This window comes from Actinokineospora iranica, assembly GCF_900101685.1.
In the GTDB taxonomy this organism is placed as follows: Bacteria; Actinomycetota; Actinomycetes; order Mycobacteriales; family Pseudonocardiaceae; genus Actinokineospora; species Actinokineospora iranica.
The window spans coordinates 125,782-145,813 of sequence record NZ_FMZZ01000009.1 but is presented as its reverse complement, the minus strand read 5'-3'; the positions used below and the strand labels follow the sequence as shown (position 1 = coordinate 145,813).

The 20,032-nt window shown below is 71.1% G+C and carries 21 protein-coding genes and 1 pseudogene; 9 read left to right on the top strand and 13 right to left on the bottom strand.

Annotation, left to right across the window (positions count from 1 at the left end):
- Positions 1–56: 56 nt before the first annotated feature.
- The 3 genes from BLS56_RS19240 (at position 57) to BLS56_RS19230 (ending at position 3,337) form a co-directional block, all read left to right on the top strand.
- Complete coding sequence (locus BLS56_RS19240; RefSeq protein WP_228771758.1) at positions 57–854, top strand: glutaminyl-peptide cyclotransferase; 798 nt, start codon at positions 57–59, stop codon at positions 852–854.
- 73 nt (positions 855–927) lie between these two features.
- Complete coding sequence (locus tag BLS56_RS19235) at positions 928–2,871, top strand: MFS transporter (protein ID WP_228771757.1); 1,944 nt, start codon at positions 928–930, stop codon at positions 2,869–2,871.
- A gap of 10 nt (positions 2,872–2,881) precedes the next feature.
- Positions 2,882–3,337, top strand: coding sequence for a DUF2771 family protein (locus tag BLS56_RS19230; RefSeq protein ID WP_091452787.1), 456 nt, complete (start codon positions 2,882–2,884; stop codon positions 3,335–3,337).
- Positions 3,338–3,524: 187 nt separating this feature from the next.
- Here BLS56_RS19230 and BLS56_RS19225 read toward each other — a convergent pair whose 3' ends face one another.
- The gene (locus BLS56_RS19225; RefSeq protein WP_091452784.1) at positions 3,525–3,911 is read right to left on the bottom strand and encodes a cold-shock protein; all 387 of its coding nucleotides are present in this window, start codon (positions 3,909–3,911) and stop codon (positions 3,525–3,527) included.
- 201 nt (positions 3,912–4,112) lie between these two features.
- Between BLS56_RS19225 and BLS56_RS19220 the strand changes: the two genes are divergently transcribed.
- Complete coding sequence (locus tag BLS56_RS19220) at positions 4,113–4,304, top strand: hypothetical protein (RefSeq protein ID WP_091452782.1); 192 nt, start codon at positions 4,113–4,115, stop codon at positions 4,302–4,304.
- Here the strand turns inward: BLS56_RS19220 and BLS56_RS19215 are convergent.
- From BLS56_RS19215 to BLS56_RS19205, 3 genes are all read right to left on the bottom strand, one after another.
- The gene (locus tag BLS56_RS19215) at positions 4,301–4,915 is read right to left on the bottom strand and encodes an HAD family hydrolase (protein WP_091452779.1); all 615 of its coding nucleotides are present in this window, start codon (positions 4,913–4,915) and stop codon (positions 4,301–4,303) included. The two genes, BLS56_RS19220 and BLS56_RS19215, sit on opposite strands and share 4 nt — an antisense overlap.
- Positions 4,916–4,962: 47 nt before the next feature.
- Positions 4,963–6,114, bottom strand: a complete 1,152-nt coding sequence (locus BLS56_RS19210) for an NAD(P)/FAD-dependent oxidoreductase (RefSeq protein WP_175482926.1) — start codon at positions 6,112–6,114, stop codon at positions 4,963–4,965.
- Positions 6,115–6,305: 191 nt separating this feature from the next.
- On the bottom strand, positions 6,306–7,952 hold the full coding sequence (locus BLS56_RS19205; protein WP_091452774.1) for an AMP-binding protein: 1,647 nt from the start codon (positions 7,950–7,952) through the stop codon (positions 6,306–6,308).
- Positions 7,953–8,059: 107 nt separating this feature from the next.
- Between BLS56_RS19205 and BLS56_RS19200 the strand changes: the two genes are divergently transcribed.
- Positions 8,060–8,461, top strand: coding sequence for a YccF domain-containing protein (locus BLS56_RS19200; RefSeq protein WP_091452772.1), 402 nt, complete (start codon positions 8,060–8,062; stop codon positions 8,459–8,461).
- Here the strand turns inward: BLS56_RS19200 and BLS56_RS19195 are convergent.
- The 3 genes from BLS56_RS19195 to BLS56_RS19185 all read right to left on the bottom strand — a co-directional run bounded on the left by BLS56_RS19195 (position 8,436) and on the right by BLS56_RS19185 (position 10,600).
- Positions 8,436–9,266: a metallophosphoesterase family protein gene (locus tag BLS56_RS19195; protein ID WP_228771756.1), complete on the bottom strand. Its 831-nt coding sequence runs from the start codon at positions 9,264–9,266 to the stop codon at positions 8,436–8,438. The genes BLS56_RS19200 and BLS56_RS19195 overlap by 26 nt on opposite strands.
- A 96-nt stretch (positions 9,267–9,362) precedes the next feature.
- Complete coding sequence (locus BLS56_RS19190; protein WP_091452768.1) at positions 9,363–10,154, bottom strand: HAD-IIA family hydrolase; 792 nt, start codon at positions 10,152–10,154, stop codon at positions 9,363–9,365.
- Between the two features lie 53 nt (positions 10,155–10,207).
- Positions 10,208–10,600 (bottom strand): TOBE domain-containing protein, encoded by a 393-nt coding sequence (locus BLS56_RS19185; protein ID WP_091452765.1) that lies wholly within the window; start codon positions 10,598–10,600, stop codon positions 10,208–10,210.
- A 108-nt stretch (positions 10,601–10,708) separates the two neighbouring features.
- Between BLS56_RS19185 and moaA the strand changes: the two genes are divergently transcribed.
- The 3 genes from moaA to BLS56_RS19170 all read left to right on the top strand — a co-directional run bounded on the left by moaA (position 10,709) and on the right by BLS56_RS19170 (position 13,164).
- Positions 10,709–11,761 carry a GTP 3',8-cyclase MoaA gene (gene moaA, locus BLS56_RS19180; protein WP_091452763.1) on the top strand — a complete coding sequence of 351 codons (1,053 nt, stop codon included), beginning with the start codon at positions 10,709–10,711 and terminating at the stop codon, positions 11,759–11,761.
- Positions 11,762–11,763: 2 nt separating this feature from the next.
- A complete protein-coding gene (locus BLS56_RS19175) occupies positions 11,764–12,054 on the top strand; it encodes a MoaD/ThiS family protein (RefSeq protein WP_091452761.1) in 291 nt (96 codons plus the stop codon).
- A gap of 447 nt (positions 12,055–12,501) precedes the next feature.
- The gene (locus tag BLS56_RS19170; RefSeq protein WP_091452758.1) at positions 12,502–13,164 is read left to right on the top strand and encodes a LysM peptidoglycan-binding domain-containing protein; all 663 of its coding nucleotides are present in this window, start codon (positions 12,502–12,504) and stop codon (positions 13,162–13,164) included.
- 141 nt (positions 13,165–13,305) lie between these two features.
- Here BLS56_RS19170 and BLS56_RS19165 read toward each other — a convergent pair whose 3' ends face one another.
- From BLS56_RS19165 to BLS56_RS19150, 4 genes are read right to left on the bottom strand one after another with little or no spacing between them, the layout of a single operon-like run.
- Positions 13,306–14,391, bottom strand: coding sequence for a molybdenum cofactor biosynthesis protein MoaE (locus BLS56_RS19165; protein ID WP_091452757.1), 1,086 nt, complete (start codon positions 14,389–14,391; stop codon positions 13,306–13,308).
- Entirely contained in the window at positions 14,388–14,864 is a 477-nt protein-coding gene (gene moaC / locus BLS56_RS19160; protein ID WP_091452754.1) for a cyclic pyranopterin monophosphate synthase MoaC, read from the bottom strand. The genes BLS56_RS19165 and moaC overlap by 4 nt, the downstream gene beginning before the upstream one ends.
- Before the next feature lie 26 nt (positions 14,865–14,890).
- Positions 14,891–16,285: an NAD-dependent malic enzyme gene (locus tag BLS56_RS19155; protein ID WP_091452751.1), complete on the bottom strand. Its 1,395-nt coding sequence runs from the start codon at positions 16,283–16,285 to the stop codon at positions 14,891–14,893.
- Positions 16,286–16,338: 53 nt separating this feature from the next.
- Entirely contained in the window at positions 16,339–16,521 is a 183-nt protein-coding gene (locus BLS56_RS19150; protein WP_091452749.1) for a hypothetical protein, read from the bottom strand.
- A gap of 92 nt (positions 16,522–16,613) precedes the next feature.
- On the opposite strand from BLS56_RS19150, the gene BLS56_RS19145 reads away from it, so the two are divergent.
- Positions 16,614–18,887, top strand: a complete 2,274-nt coding sequence (locus BLS56_RS19145) for a helicase-associated domain-containing protein (protein WP_091453154.1) — start codon at positions 16,614–16,616, stop codon at positions 18,885–18,887.
- Positions 18,888–19,129: 242 nt separating this feature from the next.
- Here the strand turns inward: BLS56_RS19145 and BLS56_RS32380 are convergent.
- Positions 19,130–19,420, bottom strand: a pseudogene (locus BLS56_RS32380) (PIN domain-containing protein); the annotation flags it as partial.
- A 12-nt stretch (positions 19,421–19,432) separates the two neighbouring features.
- Complete coding sequence (locus BLS56_RS19135; RefSeq protein ID WP_091452747.1) at positions 19,433–19,975, bottom strand: helix-turn-helix domain-containing protein; 543 nt, start codon at positions 19,973–19,975, stop codon at positions 19,433–19,435.
- Between the last annotated feature and the right edge of the window lie 57 nt (positions 19,976–20,032).

Here is a 20,032-nt window from a genome sequence, read left to right as displayed (position 1 = left end):
CGCCTGATTGTGCCCCACGCCCCGATCGGGCCACACAGCCGTGTCACGCTTGTGCCGTGTCCGCCCGCCTGACCGCGCTCGCCGCCGCCGTCGCGTGCCTCGCGGCGGGCTGCGCGACGAGCGCGCCCGGCCCCGGCTCCGCCGATGGCGCCCCCCGGCTGCGGGTCGAGGTGGTCGCCGAGATCCCGCACGACACGGCCGCGTTCACCCAGGGCCTCGAACTCGCCGACGGCGTCCTCTACGAGGGCACCGGGCAGGAAGGCCGGTCGGAGCTGCGGGCCACCGACCCGGTGACCGGGGCCGTGCGGAGCCGCGCGGCGCTGCCGCCGGACCTCTTCGGCGAGGGCATCACCGTGGTCGGCGACCGCATCTGGCAGCTCACCTGGCAGGAGGGCGTGGCCATCGAGCGCGACCGCGCCTCCCTGGCCGAGCGCCGCAGGGTCCGCTACGAGGGTGAAGGGTGGGGCCTCTGCCACGACGTCGCGGGCGGCAGGCTGGTCATGAGCGACGGCTCCGATGTGCTGACTTTCCGTGACCCCGACACGTTCGCCGAACTCGGGGACGTCCGGGTCCGCGCTGACAGCGGCCCGGTAAGCAAGCTGAACGAGCTGGAATGCGTCGACGGCACGGTGTACGCGAACGTGTGGCAGACCGACCAGATCGTGCGCGTTGATCCCGAGACCGGAGAGGTCACCGGCGTCGCTGACCTCTCCGGCTTGCTCCCGCCCCAGCAGCGGGTGAACACCGATGTGCTCAACGGGATCGCCGCCGTTCCCGGCACCGACGAGTTCCTGGTGACCGGCAAGCTGTGGCCGAAGCTCTTCCGGGTCCGGTTCGCCACGGACAGCGACTGAGACTTGTGCGCTTCACCTCCTCGACCGCCGCGTCCGAGTACTGCTATAGCCCTCGGTACGGCAGGATGGTCCTGTGATTCGCAACGGCCCCGCTGATCAACCGCCATCCGGCCGTCGAGGCCGCGAAGGCCGGTTCGGCGCGGGCCGCAAAGCCCGCCGGGGCTGGGCCGACGCGCCCCAGCCACCCTGGCGCGACCCGGAGCCGCCGCACCCGGAACCACGACAGCCGGAACCACGACAGCCGAGAAGCTGGGCCAACCACGAGCCGCCTCCGCCGCCGCACGCCCCACGCCGCTACGGCCCGCCGCCGCGCAACCCCACGCGCAGGCTGGAGCGCCCCGACGAGCCGGAGTACGAGACCTACGGCGACCGGTACCGCGACCGTCCTTACAGCGACCGGTATGACGACCGCTACCAAGACCGCCGCTACGACGATCGATACGACAGCCGGTACGAAGACCGCCGCCCGGACAGTCGCTACTCCGACGAGCACTACCGCGACGAGCACTACCGCGATAACCGCTACCGCGACAGCCCTGACCGGGATGAGCACTACCGGGACGATGGTTACCGCGAAGAGCCGCCCGTGCCCGGCGCGCCGCAGTTCCCCAAGAAGCTGACGGTCACCCGAGTCGCCGCGCTGCGCGGCAAGCAGCTGACCAGCCAGGCGGTAAACGCCTTCCACAAGGCGACCAGGGCCGACGGCGCCGACAAGTCCGGGCTGACCTCGCTCACCTACGCCACCATGCTCAACTACGCCGGTGACGCCGCGATGGCCGTCGCCCTGGCGAACACCCTGTTCTTCTCCGCCGCCAGCGGCGAGAGCAAGGGCAAGGTCGCGCTGTACCTGCTGATCACCGTGGCCCCGTTCGCGCTGCTGGCCCCGGTCATCGGCCCGATGCTCGACCGGCTCCAACGCGGCCGCCGCTTCGCCATGTGCGCCGCCTCGGCCGGTCAGGCGCTCATGTGCGTGATCATGGCCATGCACTTCGACGACTGGATGCTCTACCCGGCGGCGCTGGGCAAGATGGTGCTGTCGAAGTCGTTTACCGTGCTCAAGGCAGCGATCACCCCGAGAGTGCTGCCGCCGGAGATCACACTCGCCAAGTCCAACGCCCGGCTGACGGTGTTCGGGTTGGCCGCGGGCGGGGTCTTCGGCGCGTTCGCGGCGCTGTTCGCCAACATCTTCGACTCACCGGGCGCGCTCTGGTTCACCGTGGTGATCTGCCTGTTCGGCGCCGTCCAGGCACTGCGCATCCCCGCCTGGGTCGAGGTCACCGAGGGCGAGGTGCCCGCCTCCATCAGCGCCCACCCGAAGAAGGCGAAACGCCAGCCCATGGGCCGCCACGTCGTGGTGTCGCTCTGGGGCAACGGCACGATCCGCGTGCTCACCGGCTTCCTGATGATGTTCGCCGCGTTCGCGGTCCGCGCGGAACACGAGGCAGCCCCGTTCCAGCAGGTGCTGCTACTCGGCCTGATCGCGGGCGCGGCGGGCCTGGGCAGCTTCGTCGGCAACGGCATCGGCGCCCGGCTGCACGTGGGCAACCCGGAGCAGGTCGTCCTGGGCTGCGCGATCGGCGCCCTGGCCTCGACCGTGGTCGCCACCTTCGCGGCGGGCATCGCCACCGCCGCCCTCGTCGGCCTGGTCGGCGCCATCGCCAGCGCCCTGGCCAAGAACAGCCTCGACGCGGTGATCCAAGACGACCTCCCCGAAGAGTCCCGGGCCTCGGCATTCGGCCGCTCGGAGACCGTGCTGCAACTGGGCTGGGTGTTCGGCGGCGCGGTGGGCGTCCTGCTGCCCCCCATCTGGTGGGTCGGCTTCCTGGTCGTCTCGGCGATGCTGGCCCTGGGCCTCACCCAAACCCTGATGTCCCGCCGAGGCGCCACCCTCATCCCCGGCCTCGGCGGCGACCGCCCAGCCCACCCCGGCCGCGCCACCCGCCAGCCCAGGGGCCGCTTCCGCCCGGCGGCACTACCCGAGGGACCACCACCCCACACCGTCCACCAGGACCCGTAGGGTCCCACCCGTGCGCCGAGTCCTGACCGCTGCCCTGGCCTGCGCGGCCGCCGTCCTCACCGCCTGCGGAACACCGCAGCCCCCCGAGGTCACCTTCTACGCCGACGGCAAGACAGTCCGCGTGACCCCACAGATCCTCTGCGAGGTAGGCACCCAGGAATGCCTCCAGAACGAGGACGCGGTGGCCAGCCTGCGCATCCGCCCAGGCAAACCAGTCCAGGTCTCAGTACCCGCGGACATAGCCCAAAGCCCCTGGGGCGTCGCCTTCTCCTACCTCGACCGAGAGGGCCAACGAGTAGACGCCAGCAGCCGCGTCTTCTTCCCCAAGGACAACCAGTACGCCTACACCCTCGAACTACCGGACAACGCAGACCGCCTACTGATAGCCGCAGTCCAGAAACTGGCCGTCATCAACGGCAACCAACTCCTGGTCAGCGGCTACTGGATCTTGCAAGCCCGCCCCTAACCCCAAGCCGCCAGGTGCTCGATGGGTGGAGTGGTTTCTTCGGGGGAGAAGGAAGATCGCTAAGCTGGCTTCGCGCGTGTGAGGCCGAAGGCTTCCCACCCGTCTTTCACACGGCGATCTTCCTTCTAGGGGCCCCGAAGAAACCACTCCACCCCATCGAGCAGCCCCAGCAAGCGGCAACAGCGACCTACGGATCAAGCTCCCGAGCGACGGCCCGCACAACCTCAGCCATCCGCTTGGTCACCTTCCGATCCGGGTACCGCCCCCGCGCCAGATCAGGCTGAACCGCGGACTCCAGCATCTTGATCATGTCCTCGACCAGCCCGTGCAGCTCCTCAGCGGGCCGCCTGCGCGCCTCGACCACCGAGGGCGGCGCATCGATCAGCCGGACGGACAGCGCCTGCGGCCCGCGTCGCCCGTCGGCGACGCCGAACTCGATGCGCTGCCCGGCCTTGAGCCCGGGCACCCCCGCTGGCAGCGCGGACGCGCGGACGTAGACGTCCTCGCCACCGTCCTGCGTGACGAACCCGAAGCCCTTCTCCGAGTCGTACCACTTGACCTTGCCGGTCGGCACTGATCTCACCGTTCCCTCGTCGTCTTGTCTCGTCCCGCGCGGCACTGACCCTCGCCCCGCGCAAGACGAACGCGCCCTGGGGCGTGCCCGGGGCGCGTCGCTCCAGCCTATGCCACGGCACTAAGTTCGCCTCAGCACCACCTCAGCGTTACCCGGTGGCTTCGCTGAGGGCGAAACGGTTCACATGCCTATCCTGTTCCCATGACCGCCTCCACACACGGCGACAGGGCTCTGCGCGTCGCGTTCCTCTTGTTCGCCGTCGGACTGCTGGCGGTCGTCGCCATCTTCGTTCTCGCCGCTGTGGACCGGCAGGCGCCCTGGTTGTGGGCGGTGTCGATGGGCCTGCCTGCGGGCTTGGTCGTCGGCGTCGTGCACGTCGTGCGCCGCCGCTAGCCGCCCAGGTGCCCGGCGAGCCAGGCCGGGAACTCGGTCAGGCTTTCCAGCACCACGTTAGCCCCTACCGCGCGCAGGTCAGCGGCGGTGTACGGGCCGGTGGCGACGCCGACCGGGACGGCGCCCGCGACCAGGGCGCCCGCGATGTCGCCGCCGTGGTCGCCGACGAAGACGCCCGCGCCGTGCTCGATCAGGGTCGCGCCCTTGGCCTCGGCCCAGCGCTCGCCCACGACGACGTCGACGTCCCAGCCCAGCGCGGTGAGGTGGCGCACGGCGTTGGGGCCGTACTTGCCGGTGACGACCAGGGTCCTCCCGCCCGCGGCGCGCACGGCGTCGAGGGCTTCACCGGCGCCCGGTAGCGCTACCGTCGCGGGGATCACCAGTTCCGGGTAGAGCGCACGGAAGCGGTCTACCAGGGCGGGAATCCGCTCTTCGGGGGCTTCAAAGCCCTGGAGGACCATTTCCAGCGGCGGTCCCAGGTTGGCCGCGAAGTGCTCGCCGTCCAGCGCCAGGCCGGACTCCTCGGCGAGCGCGTTCATCGCCAGCACCATGCCCGGCCGGGGATCGATGAGGGTCATGTCCAGGTCGAACCCGACCACCAGGCTGGTCATGCGTCCCACGCTGGCACCGGCTCCGGCCGGAGTCAAAGAGGCGGGCGTCACCTGGCCATATCGGCCCGCGGACTGGGCGCGGCGGGCCGGTTGACCGCGACCGCGCCGACGACCGCGCCGCCGCGGCGCAGCACGGCGGCGAAGTCGAGGTCGTCGGGAGCGCCGTGCACGGTCAGGTCGCCGTCGATCGCGGGCCGCCCGCCGACCAGCAGCGACACGCCGTACTGCTCGGAGAGGTACCAGGGGACGGCGGTGAACGGGGCCGGGTCGCCGAGCACCGACCGGGCCACCGCGGCGCCGTGCGCCTGGGCGTGCCGCCAGCACTCGACCCGGTGCCTGCCGCCGAGCAGCGGGTTGGGCTGGTCGCACACGTCACCGGCGGCGTAGACGTCCGGCGCGGAGGTGCGGCCGCGCGCGTCGACCACGATCCCGCCGCCGCCGACCTCGATGCCCGCCAACTCCGCGAGCGAGGTGTCCGGCGCCATGCCGGTCGCGACGAGCACCACGTCCCCCACCCACCACCGGCCGTCCGCTTCGGACACGACGACCGCGTCACCCGCCCGTTCCACCCGATCGATCCGCACGTTGGTCCGGAGCACCACACCCCGTGACCGGTGCAGCCGCGCGTACACCTCGCCCAGCGCGGGCGGCAGCACCCGCGGCAGCGGCGCGGCCGCGGACTCCAGCACGGTGACCTCGCAGCCGAGGACCCGCGCGCGGGCCGCCACCTCCAGCCCCACCAGCCCGGCGCCCACCACGACGATCCGCGCGCCGGGGGCCAACGCCGGACGCAACCGCTCCGCGTCGGCCAGGGTCCGCAGCGTGCGCACCCCCGGCACGCCCCCGGCCTGCGGCAGCGTCCGCGCCCGTCCCCCGGTGGCGAGCAGGACCACGTCGTAGCCGACTTCACTGCCGTCGTCGAGGCCCAGCACGTGGCCCACCGGGTCGAGCCCCACCGCCATGCACCCGGTGCGCATCTCGATCCGCTCGGCCCACCAGCCGTCCAGCGGCCTGAGCCGCATCCGGGCCGGCGTGAGTGTGCCGTGCAGGAATTCCTTGGACAGCACCGTCCTGCGATACGGGGCGACCGGCTCGTCCCCGATCACCACCACCCGCCCGTCGAACCCGTCGGCCCGCAGCGTCAACGCCGCCGTCACCCCGGCGATCCCATTCCCCACGACCGCGACGGTCCGCACCACGGCGCCCTCCCGCACAGGCGGTTCTGCGATGACTGGCGACCCGGCACGCGGTGCGGCCGGTCGAGGCCACCTACCCTGCGGCAGAATCAGCCGGGAGTAAACGGCGCAGGGTTAATACTTCTGGGGTCAATAGCGTCACGCGGAGTGTCATTCGATCCACTCGGGAGCGAGGATTGATCTGCTCGATCCTCTTAAGCGTGTTCGACGGCGGCGGCGTCACCCAGGCCCAGGATTTCGACGGCCGCTTGGCGCATTTCGACCTTGCGGATTTTTCCGGTGACGGTCATCGGGAACTCGGTCACGACGTGGACGTAGCGGGGGATTTTGTAGTGGGCGATTTTGCCCGCGCAGTACTCGCGGATTTCCTCCGCCGTCACCGGTTCGACGCCCTCCCGCATACGGACCCAGGCCATCAGTTCTTCGCCATAGCGTTTGTCGGGGACGCCGATCACCTGGGCGTCGAGGATTCGGGGGTGCGTGTAGAGGAACTCTTCGATTTCGCGGGGGTAGATGTTCTCGCCGCCGCGGATGACCATGTCCTTGATTCGGCCGGTGATGGTGAGGTAGCCGTCGTCGTCCATCACCGCCAGGTCGCCGGTGTGCATCCAGCGGGCGCTGTCGATCGCCTCGGCGGTTTTGTCCGGCTGGTTCCAGTAGCCGAGCATCACCGAATAGCCGCGGGTGCAGAACTCGCCGGGCACGCCCCTCGGCACGGTGAGACCGGTTTCCGGGTCGATGATCTTGACCTCCAGGTGCGGGTGCACCCGGCCGACGGTGGACACCCGGCGGTCGATGGAGTCGTCGGCGCGGGTCTGGGCGGAGACCGGGGACGTCTCGGTCATGCCGCAGCAGATGGCGACCTCGGTCATGCCCAACCGCTCGATCACCTGCTTCATCACCTCCACCGGGCACGGCGAGCCCGCCATGATCCCGGTGCGCAGGGCGCTCAGGTCGACGTTGTCCACGGCGGGTTGGGCGAGGATCGCGATGAACATCGTCGGCACCCCGTACAGCGAGGTGCATTCTTCTTCCGCGACGGCGGCCAGGGTGGCGCCCGCGTCGAAGGCGGGGGCCGGAATGACCACGCAGGCGCCGTGGCTGGTGGCCGCGAGATTTCCCAGCACCATTCCGAAGCAATGATAGAAGGGCACTGGGATGCAAATACGGTCGCGCTCGGTGTAATGGCACAGCTCGCCGATGAAGAAGCCGTTGTTGAGAATGTTGTGGTGCGACAGGGTCGCACCCTTGGGGAATCCGGTGGTGCCGGAGGTGTACTGGATGTTGATCGGGTCGTCGGCCGAGAGGGTGCGGCCGATCGCCGCGAGATCCGCGGTGCTCTCGGCGCGGACAAGGCTGTCCCAAGACTCATCGCCGATGAGGACCACGTCCCGCAGCGCGGCGCAGTCCGGGCGCGCTTCCTCGATCATCGCCGCGTAGTCGGACGTCTTGAACGACGGCGCCGCGATGAGCGTGCGGATGCCCGCCTGGTTGAGCACATACCGCAACTCGTGCACGCGGTAGGCGGGGTTGATGTTGACCAGAATCGCGCCGATCTTCGCCGTCGCGTACTGCGTGAACACCCACTCCGCGCCGTTGGGCGCCCAGATCCCGACCCGGTCGCCCTTTCCGACGCCCAGCCCGAGCAGCCCGCGCGCCACGGCGTCGACCTCGGCGGCCAGTTCCCGGTACGTCCACCGCCTGCCGGTGGCCCGTTCCACCAGCGCCTCCCGGTCGCCGTGGGCGGCGACGGCGCGGTCGAAGTTGTCGCCGATGGTGTCGCCGAGCAGCGGCGTCGGCGAGGTGCCTGAGGTGTAGCTGAGCAGTGCTGGCTGCGGCATCGCTGGCCCTCCCGGAGCTGGCTGGGTCCTGACCGCCATCCTTCCCCCGATCGGGCAGCCCGCGCAGGTCCGGATGGCGGGTGCGCCGACCAGGTAGCGTTGATGTTGTGCGACTACTGCTGAACGTCATCTGGCTGGTGCTGTGCGGCTTCTGGATGGCCCTGGCCTACCTGTTCGCCGGGATCATCTGCTGCGTCCTGGTCATCACCATCCCGTTCGGCCTGGCGTCGTTCCGGATCGCGAACTACGCCCTGTGGCCCTTCGGCCGCACCATCGAGACCCGCCGCGACGCGGGCGCGCCGTCGATGATCGGCAACGTCATCTGGATCGTCTTCGCGGGCTGGTGGCTGGCGCTCGGGCACGTCGTGACCGGCTTCCTCCTGTGCGTGACGGTCATCGGCATCCCGCTGGGCATCGCCAACTTCAAGATGATCCCGGTGTCGCTGGTCCCGCTCGGCTCCCGGATCGTCCCGGTGGACGGCCCTAGTCGGGTCCCGGCGGCAGCGTGACGACCAGGCACGGGCCGCCGACGAACAGGCCCGCGTCGACGCCGAGGGCTTTGCCGCCCGCGTACTCGTAGGGGCCCTCGACCTGGCCGGGGAGGACGCCGAGCTGGTCGGCGATGACGCTGTGGCCGTGCACGACCCGGCTGCCGCCCAGCGTGGTCAGCAGGTCGTCGGCGGCGGCCTCGCCGTGCGGGCCGCGGAAGGCGTAGCGGGTGGTCATCCGCCGCCACACCTCCCACCACTCGGCCAGGTCGTCGCCGTGCAGGACGGCGCGGACGGCGTCGTTGACCGAGTCGATGTCCTCGCCCCAGGTGAGGTATTCCAGGGTGTCGGAGTGCATGAGCAGCTGGTCGCCGACCAGGGCGAGGACGGGGCGGTCGATCAGCCAGGCCACGTGCTCGTCGGTGAGCGCTTCCTGGTCGCTGGCCAGGCCGCCGTTCATCTCCCAGCTCCGGGCGAAGCTGCGCGGGCCGAAGTCGGAGGGGACCTCGGTATCGCCGAACCTGTGCATCCCCAGCAGCAGGATCTCGTGGTTGCCGAGCAGTGTCTCGACCTGGCCGCCCGCCGCGGCCGCCTGCTCGGCCAGCCGCATGACCAGGTCGATCACGCCGACGCCGTCGGGGCCGCGGTCGACGAAGTCGCCGAGGAACCACAGGTGGGCCGCGCCGCCGGACCAGGAGCCGTCGTCGTCTGCCAGACCGGCTCGGCGCAGGGCGTCGAGCAGTTCCGCGCGGTGACCGTGCACGTCGCCGACGACATAGGTCGTGGCGGTCTTCACCTCGGTCCCCGATGGGCTGTCTTGCTGCACGGCACTGACGATAGGCGAGCCGAACACCGAGCGCGCTGTGATCGGCACTCAGACGCACCCATGGTGACCAGCCGTAATCGGGTTGGCACGATCGGATTATAGAGCGGGAAACGGGTCGGCGGTCCGGCCGACCAGATCCGCGACCGAGTCGATCACCCTGGTCGGCCGGTACGGGTACAGCTCCGCGGTCTCGACGGTCGAGATGCCGGTCAGCACCAAGATCGTTTTCAGGCCCGCCTCCAGGCCGGTGCGGACGTCGGTGTCCATCCGGTCGCCGATCATCAGCGTGCTCTCCGAGTGCGCGCCGAGCGCGCGCAGGGCCGAGCGCATCATCAGCGGGTTCGGCTTGCCCACGTAATAAGGCGCCCGGCCGGTGGCCCGCTCGATGAGCGCGGCGACCGACCCGGTCGCGGGCAGCGAGCCCTCCCGGCTGGGGCCGGTGGCGTCGGGGTTGGTCGCGATGAACCGGGAGCCCTCCTCGACCAGGCGGATGGCGCGGGTGATGGCGGTGAAGCTGTAGGTGCGGGTCTCGCCGAGGATCACGTAGTCCGGGTCGCGGTCGGTGAGGATGTAGCCGATCTCGTGCAGGGCGGTGGTCAGCCCGGACTCGCCGATGACGTACGCCGAGCCGCCGGGGCGCTGGCTGTCGAGGAACCGCGCGGTGGCCAGCGCGGAGGTCCAGATCGCCTGCTCCGGCACGTCGAGGCCGGTGCGCAGCAGCCGGGCCCGCAGGTCGCGCGGGGTGTGGATGGAGTTGTTGGTGAGCACGAGGAACGGCGTGCCCGCCGCGGTCAACTCCTTGATCAGGTCGTCCGCGCCGGGGACCAGGTGCTCCTCGCGCACCAGCACCCCGTCCATGTCCATCAGGTATGTCCAGCGGCCGGTCATGGCAGGAGGCTACCCACGCCCGTTAGCTATAAGAGTGTCGCGATAAGAAGGAATCACGGTGTCTCCACGATGACCTGCGTTGCCTTTACCAGCGCCACGGCAAGCACACCGGGTTCGAGGCCCATCTCGCGCACCGCCTCCGCGCTCATCAGCGACACCACCCGGTGCGGCCCGCACTGGATCTCGACCTGGGCCATGACCCGGTCGGCGACCACCTCGGTGACCAGCCCGACGAACCGGTTGCGGGCGGAGCGGCCAGCGGTGATCGGGTCGGGGATCTCGGTGGCCTGGTCGCGGGCGAACGCGGCGAGGGCGGCGCCGTCGACCACCTTGCGCCCGGCGGCGTCCGCCTCGGCGGGCAGGTGGCCCGCGTCGACCCAGCGGCGGACGGTGTCGTCGCTCACCCCGAGCAGTCTGGCGGCCTCGGACAACCTGAAGTACGGCATGGGCCGACGGTATCGGCCGCTGTCGAGACGCCACGCACTAATGGTCACCCAGAGCTAACAGTCAGCCGACCAGGCCACTTGTCGGTGACAACGTCTACCCTAGATCGGGTGACAGCGGTTCCTTTGGGGCTTCCGGCCGTGCCGGGCCCGCACGCCGCCAGGCCGGACGTCCCGGGCCTGGTGGATCGGTTCGGCCGGGTGGCCACCGATCTGCGGGTGTCGCTCACCGACCGCTGCAACCTCCGGTGCACCTACTGTATGCCCGCCGAAGGGCTCGACTGGATGCCCGGCGGCGAGATGCTTACCGACGACGAGTTGAACCGGCTTATCCGGATCGCGGTAGTGCGCCTGGGTGTGACCAACGTCCGGTTCACCGGTGGCGAACCGACCCTGCGCAAGGGCATCGAGCGGATCATCGCGGCCGCCGCGGCGCTGACGCCTCGGCCGCGGATTTCCATGACGACCAACGGAATCGGGCTCGCGCGCCGGGCCGAGGCGCTGGCCGCCGCGGGGCTGGACCGGATCAACGTCTCGCTCGACACCGTCCGGCGGGACCGCTACGCCGAGATCACCCGCCGCGACCGGCTTTCCGATGTCCTGGAAGGACTTGCCGGCGCGCAAGAGGCTGGGCTTACCCCGGTCAAGGTAAACGCGGTTCTCCTGCGCGGCGTCAACGACGACGAGGCCGTGCCGCTGCTGCGCTTCTGCCTCGACCACGGCTACCACCTGCGGTTCATCGAGCAGATGCCGCTCGACCCGCAGCACGGCTGGGACCGCGCCGCGATGGTGACCGCCGACGAGATCCTGGCGACGCTGGGCGAGCGGTTCGCGCTGTCGCCGAGCACCGCGCCGCGCGGGGCCGCGCCTGCGGAGCGGTGGCTGGTCGACGGCGGGCCAGCCGACGTCGGCGTCATCGGGTCGGTGACCAAACCGTTCTGCGGCGACTGCGACCGCACCCGGCTGACCGCGGACGGCGCGCTGCGCTCCTGCCTGTTCAGCCAAACCGAGACCGATCTGCGCGCGCCGCTGCGCGCGGGCGCGGACGACGCGGAGATCGCCGAGATGTGGCGGTCGGCGATGTGGGCCAAGCTCGCCGGGCACACGATCAACGAGGCCGGGTTCGCCCAGCCGCTGCGGCCGATGAGCGCGATCGGGGGCTAGGCATGACCGGTGATGCGAGCACAGCCGTGAGCGGCGCCACGACGACAGTCACCGTCCGGTACTTCGCGGGCGCGCGAGCCGCAGCGGGGGTGCCGGAGGAGACCCTGGCGCTGCCGTCGGGGGCCACCGTGCACGACGCCCTCGCGACGCTCTCGGCGCGGCACGGGGACGCGCTGTCGCGGGTGCTGCGCGCGGCCAGCTTCCTCGTGGACGGGGTGGCCGTCCGCGATCGGGCCGCGGCGCTGCCGGACGGGACCGGGCTGGACGTCCTCCCACCCTTCGCGGGCGGCTGAGATCCGGATTCCCGGTTGGCCTAACGTGCCAAAGTCGACGTGACCCAAGCCTCACCTAGAGTGAATTATCTCGGCCAGGACACGGCAAAATAACAGCCAAGCGAAGCGCTCTGACCAGCGAAAATGTCATTGATCGTCACGGTTTGCAGTGCGTTACCGTGACAACGGTCACATCTCAGACGATTTCCGTATCCCCCAGTGGTTACGTACCGTCGCTATCGGCTGGCCCCGACCAGCCACGCACGACCCGGGAGTCCGTAGCGCCAAACCTTGTCCGGCGGGCTCTCGGGAACCAACCCCGAGCGAAAGCGAACTTCCGGACAGGGGCGAGGGTCCACGACGAGCGCGACGCAGCGCGAGGCGTGGCAGCCGGGGTGAAACCCGGTCGGGCTCCCGAAAGCCCGCCCACAGCGATCACAACTCGCAGGCGCGGAAGGTGAGACTGAGATGGGTTACAAGGGCAAGCACCGCAAGCCGTCCGCCGCCAAGCGCACCATCGCCCGCGTCGTCGTCGCTGGCGTCGCGGTCGGCGCCCCGATGGCCGTCGCCGCATCCCCCGCCTCTGCCGACAGCGTCAACTGGGACGCGGTCGCGCAGTGTGAAAGCGGCGGCAACTGGAGCATCAACACCGGAAACGGCTACTACGGCGGCCTGCAGTTCCACCCGAAGACCTGGTCCGCCAACGGCGGCAAGGGCAGCGCCCACACGGCGTCCCGCGAGGAGCAGATCCGCGTCGCGGAGAACGTGCTCAAGACGCAGGGCATCGGCGCGTGGCCGGTGTGCGGCAAGAAGGCCGGAGCCGCGGCCAAGCCACAGAAGGCCGCCGCCGCTAAGCCGAAGGCCGTCGCGCCGAAGAAGGCCACCAAGCCGGTGACCAAGGCTGTCGAGAAGGCCGCGCCCAAGGCGCCGGTCCAGGCCGCGGCCCCCGTGGCCGCCCTCGCCAAGTCCAACCCGGCAGGCGATTACACCGTGGTCGCGGGCGACTCGCTGTCCAAGATCGCCGAGCGCCTCGACATCGCGGGCGGCTGGCAGGCCCTGCACGAGAAGAACAAGAGCTTCATCGGCGACCCGGACCTGATCCTGGTGGGTCAGAAAATCGCCACGAAGTAGTTTTCTCGGCAAGGCCACACCTCGCGAGAGCGTGCGGGCCGGACCCTCAGCGCACTCCGCCCCGGCGGTGGGGGTCCGGCCGCTTCTCGCAGCAAGACCAGCAAGATCGGCTTCGTCGGCAAGACCAGCAAGGCCTGTGGGTCAGGGGCAGTTGACCCACTCGTCGGTGCCGTCGGTGAACATCTGGTGCTTCCAGATCGGCAGCCTGGCCTTCACCTCGTCCACCAACCGGGCGCACGCGGCGAACGCCTGCCCGCGGTGCTCCGCGGACACGGCGCAGGCCAGCGCCACATCGCCGATCGCCAACCGGCCGACCCGGTGGGTCACGGCGAGGGCCCGGACACCGTCCGCGCGGGCGATGTCCTCGGCCACCTCGGCGATGACGTCCTTGGCGGTGGGGTGGCCCTCGTAGTCGAGGCCGCGCACACCGCGGCCGTGGTCGTGGTCGCGGACCACCCCCGCGAACGTGACCACCGCGCCCGCAGCGGCGTGCTCCACCAGGGCGGCGTGCTCCTCGACGGTGATCGGGGCGTCGCTGACCTCGGCCAGCAGCACAATCGAGGACCGGGAAGCAGGCTCCGCCTGGTCCACAACCGAACCGCCGACCGACGTCGCCACAGGCCCCACGGAACCGCCGCCGCGCACCTGGTCCACAACTGAACCAGCGACCGATGTCGCCGCGGGCCACGCCTGATCGCCGCCGCGCACCTGGCCGACAACCGAATCGGCGGCAGGCGTCTCCGCAGGCCGCGGATGGTCGCCGCCGCGCACCTGGTCCACCGCGTGGTCCAGCACCGGCTCCAGCACGGCCAGGCCGTCGCGGACGCCGCCGCTGGAGCCCGGCAGGTTCACCACCAGGGTGCGACCCGCCACCCCGGCCACGCCGCGAGACAGCACCGCGGTCGGCACCTTCGGCAGGCCCGCGGCCCGGATCGCGTCCGCCAGCCCCGGGATCTCGTAGTCCAGGACCTCGCGGGTGGCCTCCGGGGTGCGGTCGGTCGGGCTGATCCCGGTGCCCCCGGTCGTCACCACCACATCCACGGCCGCGGCCACCGCCTCGCGCAGAGCCGCCGCCACCGGCGGGCCGTCCGGCACCACCACGGGGTCCGGTGCCGCGTAGCCCCGGTCGCGCAGCCACGCGACGATCACCGGGCCGGTCTTGTCCGGGTAGACGCCGCCCGCGGCCCGGTTGGAGGCGGTGACGACACGCGCCGTGCGGGTGGTCATGGTTCTCCTCGCGTCCAGGTGCCGCTCTTGCCGCCGTCCTTGCGCTCGACGCGCACCGCGTCGAGGACCGCGGCCGGATCGACGGCCTTGATCATGTCGTGCAGGGTCAGCCCGCACACGGCCACCGCGGTCAGCGCTTCCATCTCCACACCGGTCCGGTCGTTCGTGCGGACCGTGGCGGTGACGCGGACCTCGTCCGCGCCCAACTCCAGGTCTATGCGGACCCCGGAAAGCGCCAGCGGGTGGCACAGCGGGATCAGGTCCGGGGTGCGCTTGGCGCCCATGATGCCCGCGATCCGGGCCGTGGCCAGCGCGTCGCCCTTGGGCAGGCCGTCCCGGCGCAGCAGGCCGACGACCTCCGCGGTGGTCCGCACGACCCCCGAGGCGACCGCGACGCGGGCGGTGACCTCCTTGGCCGACACGTCGACCATCCTGGCCGCGCCCTCGTCGTCCACATGGCTCAGTTCACCCACAGGCCGATGCTACGACCCGGCTGCTTTCAGCCGGAGTGCGCCGTCCCCGCCGCCTTGCGCACGGCATCGGCCACCGCGGGCGCCACGGCCGCGTCGAACACGCTCGGCACGATGAACGAGGCGTTGAGCCGGTCGCCGTCGACGATGTCGGCCAGCGCGTCGGCCGCGGCGAGCAGCATGGTGTCGGTGATGCCGTGGGCCTGGGCGTCGAGCAGGCCGCGGAAGACGCCGGGGAAGGCGAGCACGTTGTTGATCTGGTTCGGGTAGTCCGAGCGGCCGGTGGCCACGACGGCGGCGTGCTTCTGCGCCTCCAGCGGGTCGACCTCGGGGTCCGGGTTGGCCAGGGCGAACACGATCGCGCCCGGGGCCATGGTGGCGACCTGGTCCGCGCCGAACAGGTTGGGGGCCGAGACGCCGATGAAGACGTCCGCGCCGACGAGCGCGTCGTGCAGGCCGCCGGTCACCTTGTCCTTGTTGGTGTTGCGCGCGACCCAGCACAGGTTGTCATCGATGTCGCCGCGGTCGGGGTGGACGATGCCGTCGACGTCGACGGCCAGCACGTCGCCGGGCCCGCGCCGCAGCAGCAGCCGGATGATCGCCGACCCGGCCGCGCCGACTCCGCACACCACGACGCGGCAGTCCGCGATGTCCTTGCCGACCACCCGAAGCGCGTTGCGCAGCGCGGCGACCACGCAGATCGCGGTGCCGTGCTGGTCGTCGTGGAAGACCGGGATGTCGAGCAGGTCGCGCAGCCGTCGCTCGATCTCGAAGCATCTGGGGGCGGCGATGTCCTCCAGGTTGATGCCGCCGTAGACCGGCGCGATCAGCTCGACCGCGCGGATGATCTCCTCGGTGTCCTGGGTGTCGAGGCAGACCGGCCACGCGTCGACGCCTGCGAACTTCTTGAACAGCGCCGCCTTGCCCTCCATGACCGGCAGCGCCGCCGCGGGCCCGAGGTTGCCCAGGCCGAGCACGGCCGAGCCGTCGGTGACGACCGCGACGGTGTTGCGCTTGATGGTGAGGCGGCGCGCGTCGTCCGGGTTCTCCGCGATGGCCTGGCAGACGCGGGCGACGCCGGGGGTGTAGGCGCGGGAGAGGTCGTCGCGGTTGCGCAGGGCGACCTTGGCGGTGACCTCGATCTTGCCGCCGAGGTGCATGAGGAACGTGCGGTCGGAGACCTTGCGGACCGCGACGCCCGGCAGCGCCTCCAGCGCGTCGGTGATGTCGCGGGCGTGGTCGGCCGACATCGCGTTGCAGGTGATGTCGACCACCACGCGGTCGCTGTGCGAGTCGACGACGTCGAACGCGGTGATGACCCCGCCGACCCGGCCTGCCGCGCTGGTCAGGTCCCCCGCCGCGCTAGCGGACGGCGGCGCCTCGACCCGGACGGTGATGGAATAGCCGGGGCCGGGGACTGGCATGGGCGATCTCTCCCGTGTGGACGGTCACGTCTGGAAACGGGAGAAGCCTAGACCTACCTATTGATCTCGGTGACCGGGTGCTGGTAGGGCACGGTCTCCAGCGGGAACGTGATGTCGCCGTACGGCGAGAGCGCCCCCTGGCGGTCCGAGGTGAGCTCGGAGACCGGGTGCGAGCCGTTGTCGTCGTCCCCCGCCCAGGTCGGGTCGATCCGATCGCGCTTGGCGGCCTTCGCCACTGGGTCCTCCTAGTGCCACGAACTGGGTCACCAACACCGTCTTGTGCGAGTACCGAGGTTACCGGACAGGCACGCCGTATACCGTGGTCAGGGTGTCCAGCCCCACGCTCACCGACTGGCTCCGAGTCCAGGACGACGAGACGCTGGCCGCCGTGCTGCGCGCACGCCCCGACCTGGCCACACCCCGGCCGCCGGACACCACCGTCCTGGCCACCCGCGCGGCGACGCGGGCCTCGGTCGCCCGGGTCGCCGAGGGCCTGGACACCTTCACCCTGGCCGTCCTCGACGCGCTGCTCGCCGCGAACGCCGACCGCAAGCCCGCCGACCTCGCCCAAGCGGCGACCCATCTGGGTGACGACGTGCCCGCCGATCGGGTGCGGGCGGCGGTGGACCGGCTGCGTGAGTTGGCGGTCGCCTGGGGCCCGGACGAGGCGGTCGCGCTCGTGCCGGCGGCCCGGGAGGCGGGCGGGCTGTTCCCGACCGGCCTGGGCAGGCCGTCGCCCGCGCTGGACTGGGTGGACGTGCCCGCGTCGCTGGCGGGCCTGCCCGACGACGAGCGCAAGGTGCTGACGACGCTCGCTCACGGCCAGCCGGTAGGCAAGACTAAGGACGCGGCGGTAGTGCTTCCGTTGGACGAAGCCAAGACCCCGGTTCAGCGGCTCTTGGCGCGCGGTCTGTTGATGCGGGTGGACGCCGAGACGGTGGAGCTACCGCGGCAGGTCGGTTTGGCCCTGCGCGGGACGGGTCCCACGGGCACGGTGTCGATCACCGAGCCGCCGCTGCGCACCAAGGCGCACAAAGCGTCCATTGTGGACGCCACGGCGGCAGGCGCGACGCTGGAAATCCTGCGGCACACCGAAACCCTGCTGCGCCTGTGGTCGGCCGAGCCGCCGCCGGTGCTCAAAGCGGGCGGCTTCGGCGTGCGCGACCTGCGCAAGCTGACCCGGGCCATGGAGATCAGCGAACGCGAGGCCACCCTGATCGTCGAGCTCGCCGCCGCCGCGTCCCTGGTGGCCGACAACGAGGCCGCCACCCCCGAATGGGTGCCGACGAATCACGCGGACGTGTGGCTGACCGCCACGCAGGCGAACCAGTGGGCCACGCTCGCCTCGGCCTGGCTCGACCTGCCCCGGCTACCCGGCCTCGGCGGCCTGCGCGACGCCAAGGACCGGCTGCTGGCCCCGCTGTCGGAGGACCTGCGCCGCCCGGTGGCGCCGCTGGAGCGGGCCAGGGTGCTGCGGGTCCTGGCCGACCTCAAGGCGGGCACCGGGATCGCCGAGCCGGACGAACTGGCCGCCGTGCTGGCCTGGCGCGCGCCTCGGCGCGGCGGACGGCTGCGCGACGAGATCGTGCGCTGGACGCTGACCGAGGCGACCGCGCTGGGCGTGGTGGCGCTGGGCGCGCTCAGCGGCCCGGGGCGCGCGCTGCTGGACGAGGGCGCCGCCGCCGCGGCGAAGCGGATGGCCGAGGCCATGCCGGAGCCGATCGACCACGTGCTCGTGCAGGCGGACCTGACCGTGGTCGCGCCCGGCCCGCTGGAGCCGCACCTGGCCGCGCTGGTCAACGAGGTCGCCGACGTCGAGTCCGCGGGCAGCGCCACGGTCTACCGGGTGAGTGAGACCTCGATCCGCCGGGCGCTGGACGCCGGGCGCACCGCGGGCGACCTGCACGAGCTGTTCCGCACCCGCTCCCGCACCCCCGTCCCGCAGTCCCTGGAATACCTGATCGACGACGTCGCCCGCCGCCACGGCCGCCTCCGCGGCGGCGCGGCCACGGCCTTCCTGCGCTGCGACGACCCAGCGCTGATCGCGGAAGTCGCCGCCCACCCCGCGGCGGCGTCGCTGCAACTGCGCAAGATCGCCCCGACGGTCCTGGTGAGCCCCTTTCCGCTCCTGGAAATCCTGGACGAGCTACGCGCCGCCGGTTTCGCCCCCGCCGCGGAAGGCGCCGACGGCCAGGTAGTCGACCTGCGCCCCACGGGCCGCCGCGTCCAAGTCCCCCTGCGCGCCGTCCGCCGCACCGCCACCCGCCCACCGGACAACGACCAGGTCGCCGACATGGTCCGCGCCATGCGCGCGGGCGACCGAGCCGCCGACACCCGCCGCGGCCGCACCGTCACCGCCACAGCGGGCGCGGGCGCCAACACCGCGGAAACCATGGCCCTGCTCCAAGAAGCCGCCCGCAACCACAAGAGCGTCTGGGTAGGCCTGGTCGACGCCCACGGCGTAGCCAGCCAACGAGTCCTCGAACCCCTCCGCGTAGGCGGCGGCATCCTCGAAGGCCGCGACCCCGCCAGCGCCGAGATCCGCCGCCTCCCCCTGCACCGCATCACCAGCGCCGCCCTGGTCGAACCCCCACCATTGTAGAGCTGCTCAAGCCTGTCTAGGACAGCGGTGACATCCAGCCGGTCACCAACCCACCCGGACCTGCTTGCGATCGCCTCGACAGCGGCTAGCGCCTGAGCGGGATTCACCGCGACGGTATCGGCGCCGAACTGTTGCGGCGACAGGATCTGGAGCCGATTGGGCATGAGATGTCTGGGGAAATCCTTGGTGTTGTGGGTAACCACGGCACCTGCTCCCGCGACGACCGCGGCGGCCACGACATGTTCGTCGTCAGGATCCGGAAGTCCAAATGTGCCCTCCAAACCCTCCCACCCGTGGACTTCGGCGTCGTCGAACGCCGCTCTCATCCTGGCGACGAGACGACGAGCACGCCGACCAGCCTCGGCGCGTTCCGCGCCTCGGTCGACCAGCTTCTGCTGCTCTTCGTATTCCAGTTCATCGAGAATCACCGCGCTCCACACCGGGCGGTAGAGGCCTTCGACGGCGAGGGAGAGCAGGAAATCACGCTGGAGACTCGGCCACAGGACGCAGGTGTCGAGAAGTGCCGTGAACACCCGGGCATCTTGTCAGGACCTGCTGTCACTCCCCGAACTGGATCGGCGACGTTCCGCGACCGTGCGCCGGGCCGCGCGGAGGCGGTGGAGTGTCTCATCGAGGTCGTCCTCGATGTCGACCGTTGTGGCCGACAAAGCCGCGTACTGCTCGGCGCGGCGCCGGTCTCGGTAAGCCAGCAGGTCGCGCAAGAGGATACGGCGGTGGGTGCCCGTGCGCTCGAAGGGGATCTTGTCGTCATCGAGCAGCCGGATGACGGTCGGTCTGCTGACCCCCAGCAGCTCGGCGGCTTGCTGGGTCGTCAGCGTCTTGGTCACCGGGGCGACCGTGACGGCGAGACCGTTGCGCAGGGCGTCCACTACCTGCCGCAGCACCTGATACAGCTCCACCGGCAGTTCGACGCGGTCGTCGGGCCTGGTTCCACTCAGGAAACACTGGACATCCGGAGTGCCACGGCCCGCGCGCTCGCGCGCGGTCAAGAAATCGTGGACCTGGGCCACCCGGCCCTCGTCCGGGCCGGGCAGATAGGTCTCCTGACGCGCCGCCGCTTCACTCATCGCCATCCTCCGCACAAAACATAACAGCTTGCGTTTTGTGCGTCTATGGCGATGAGA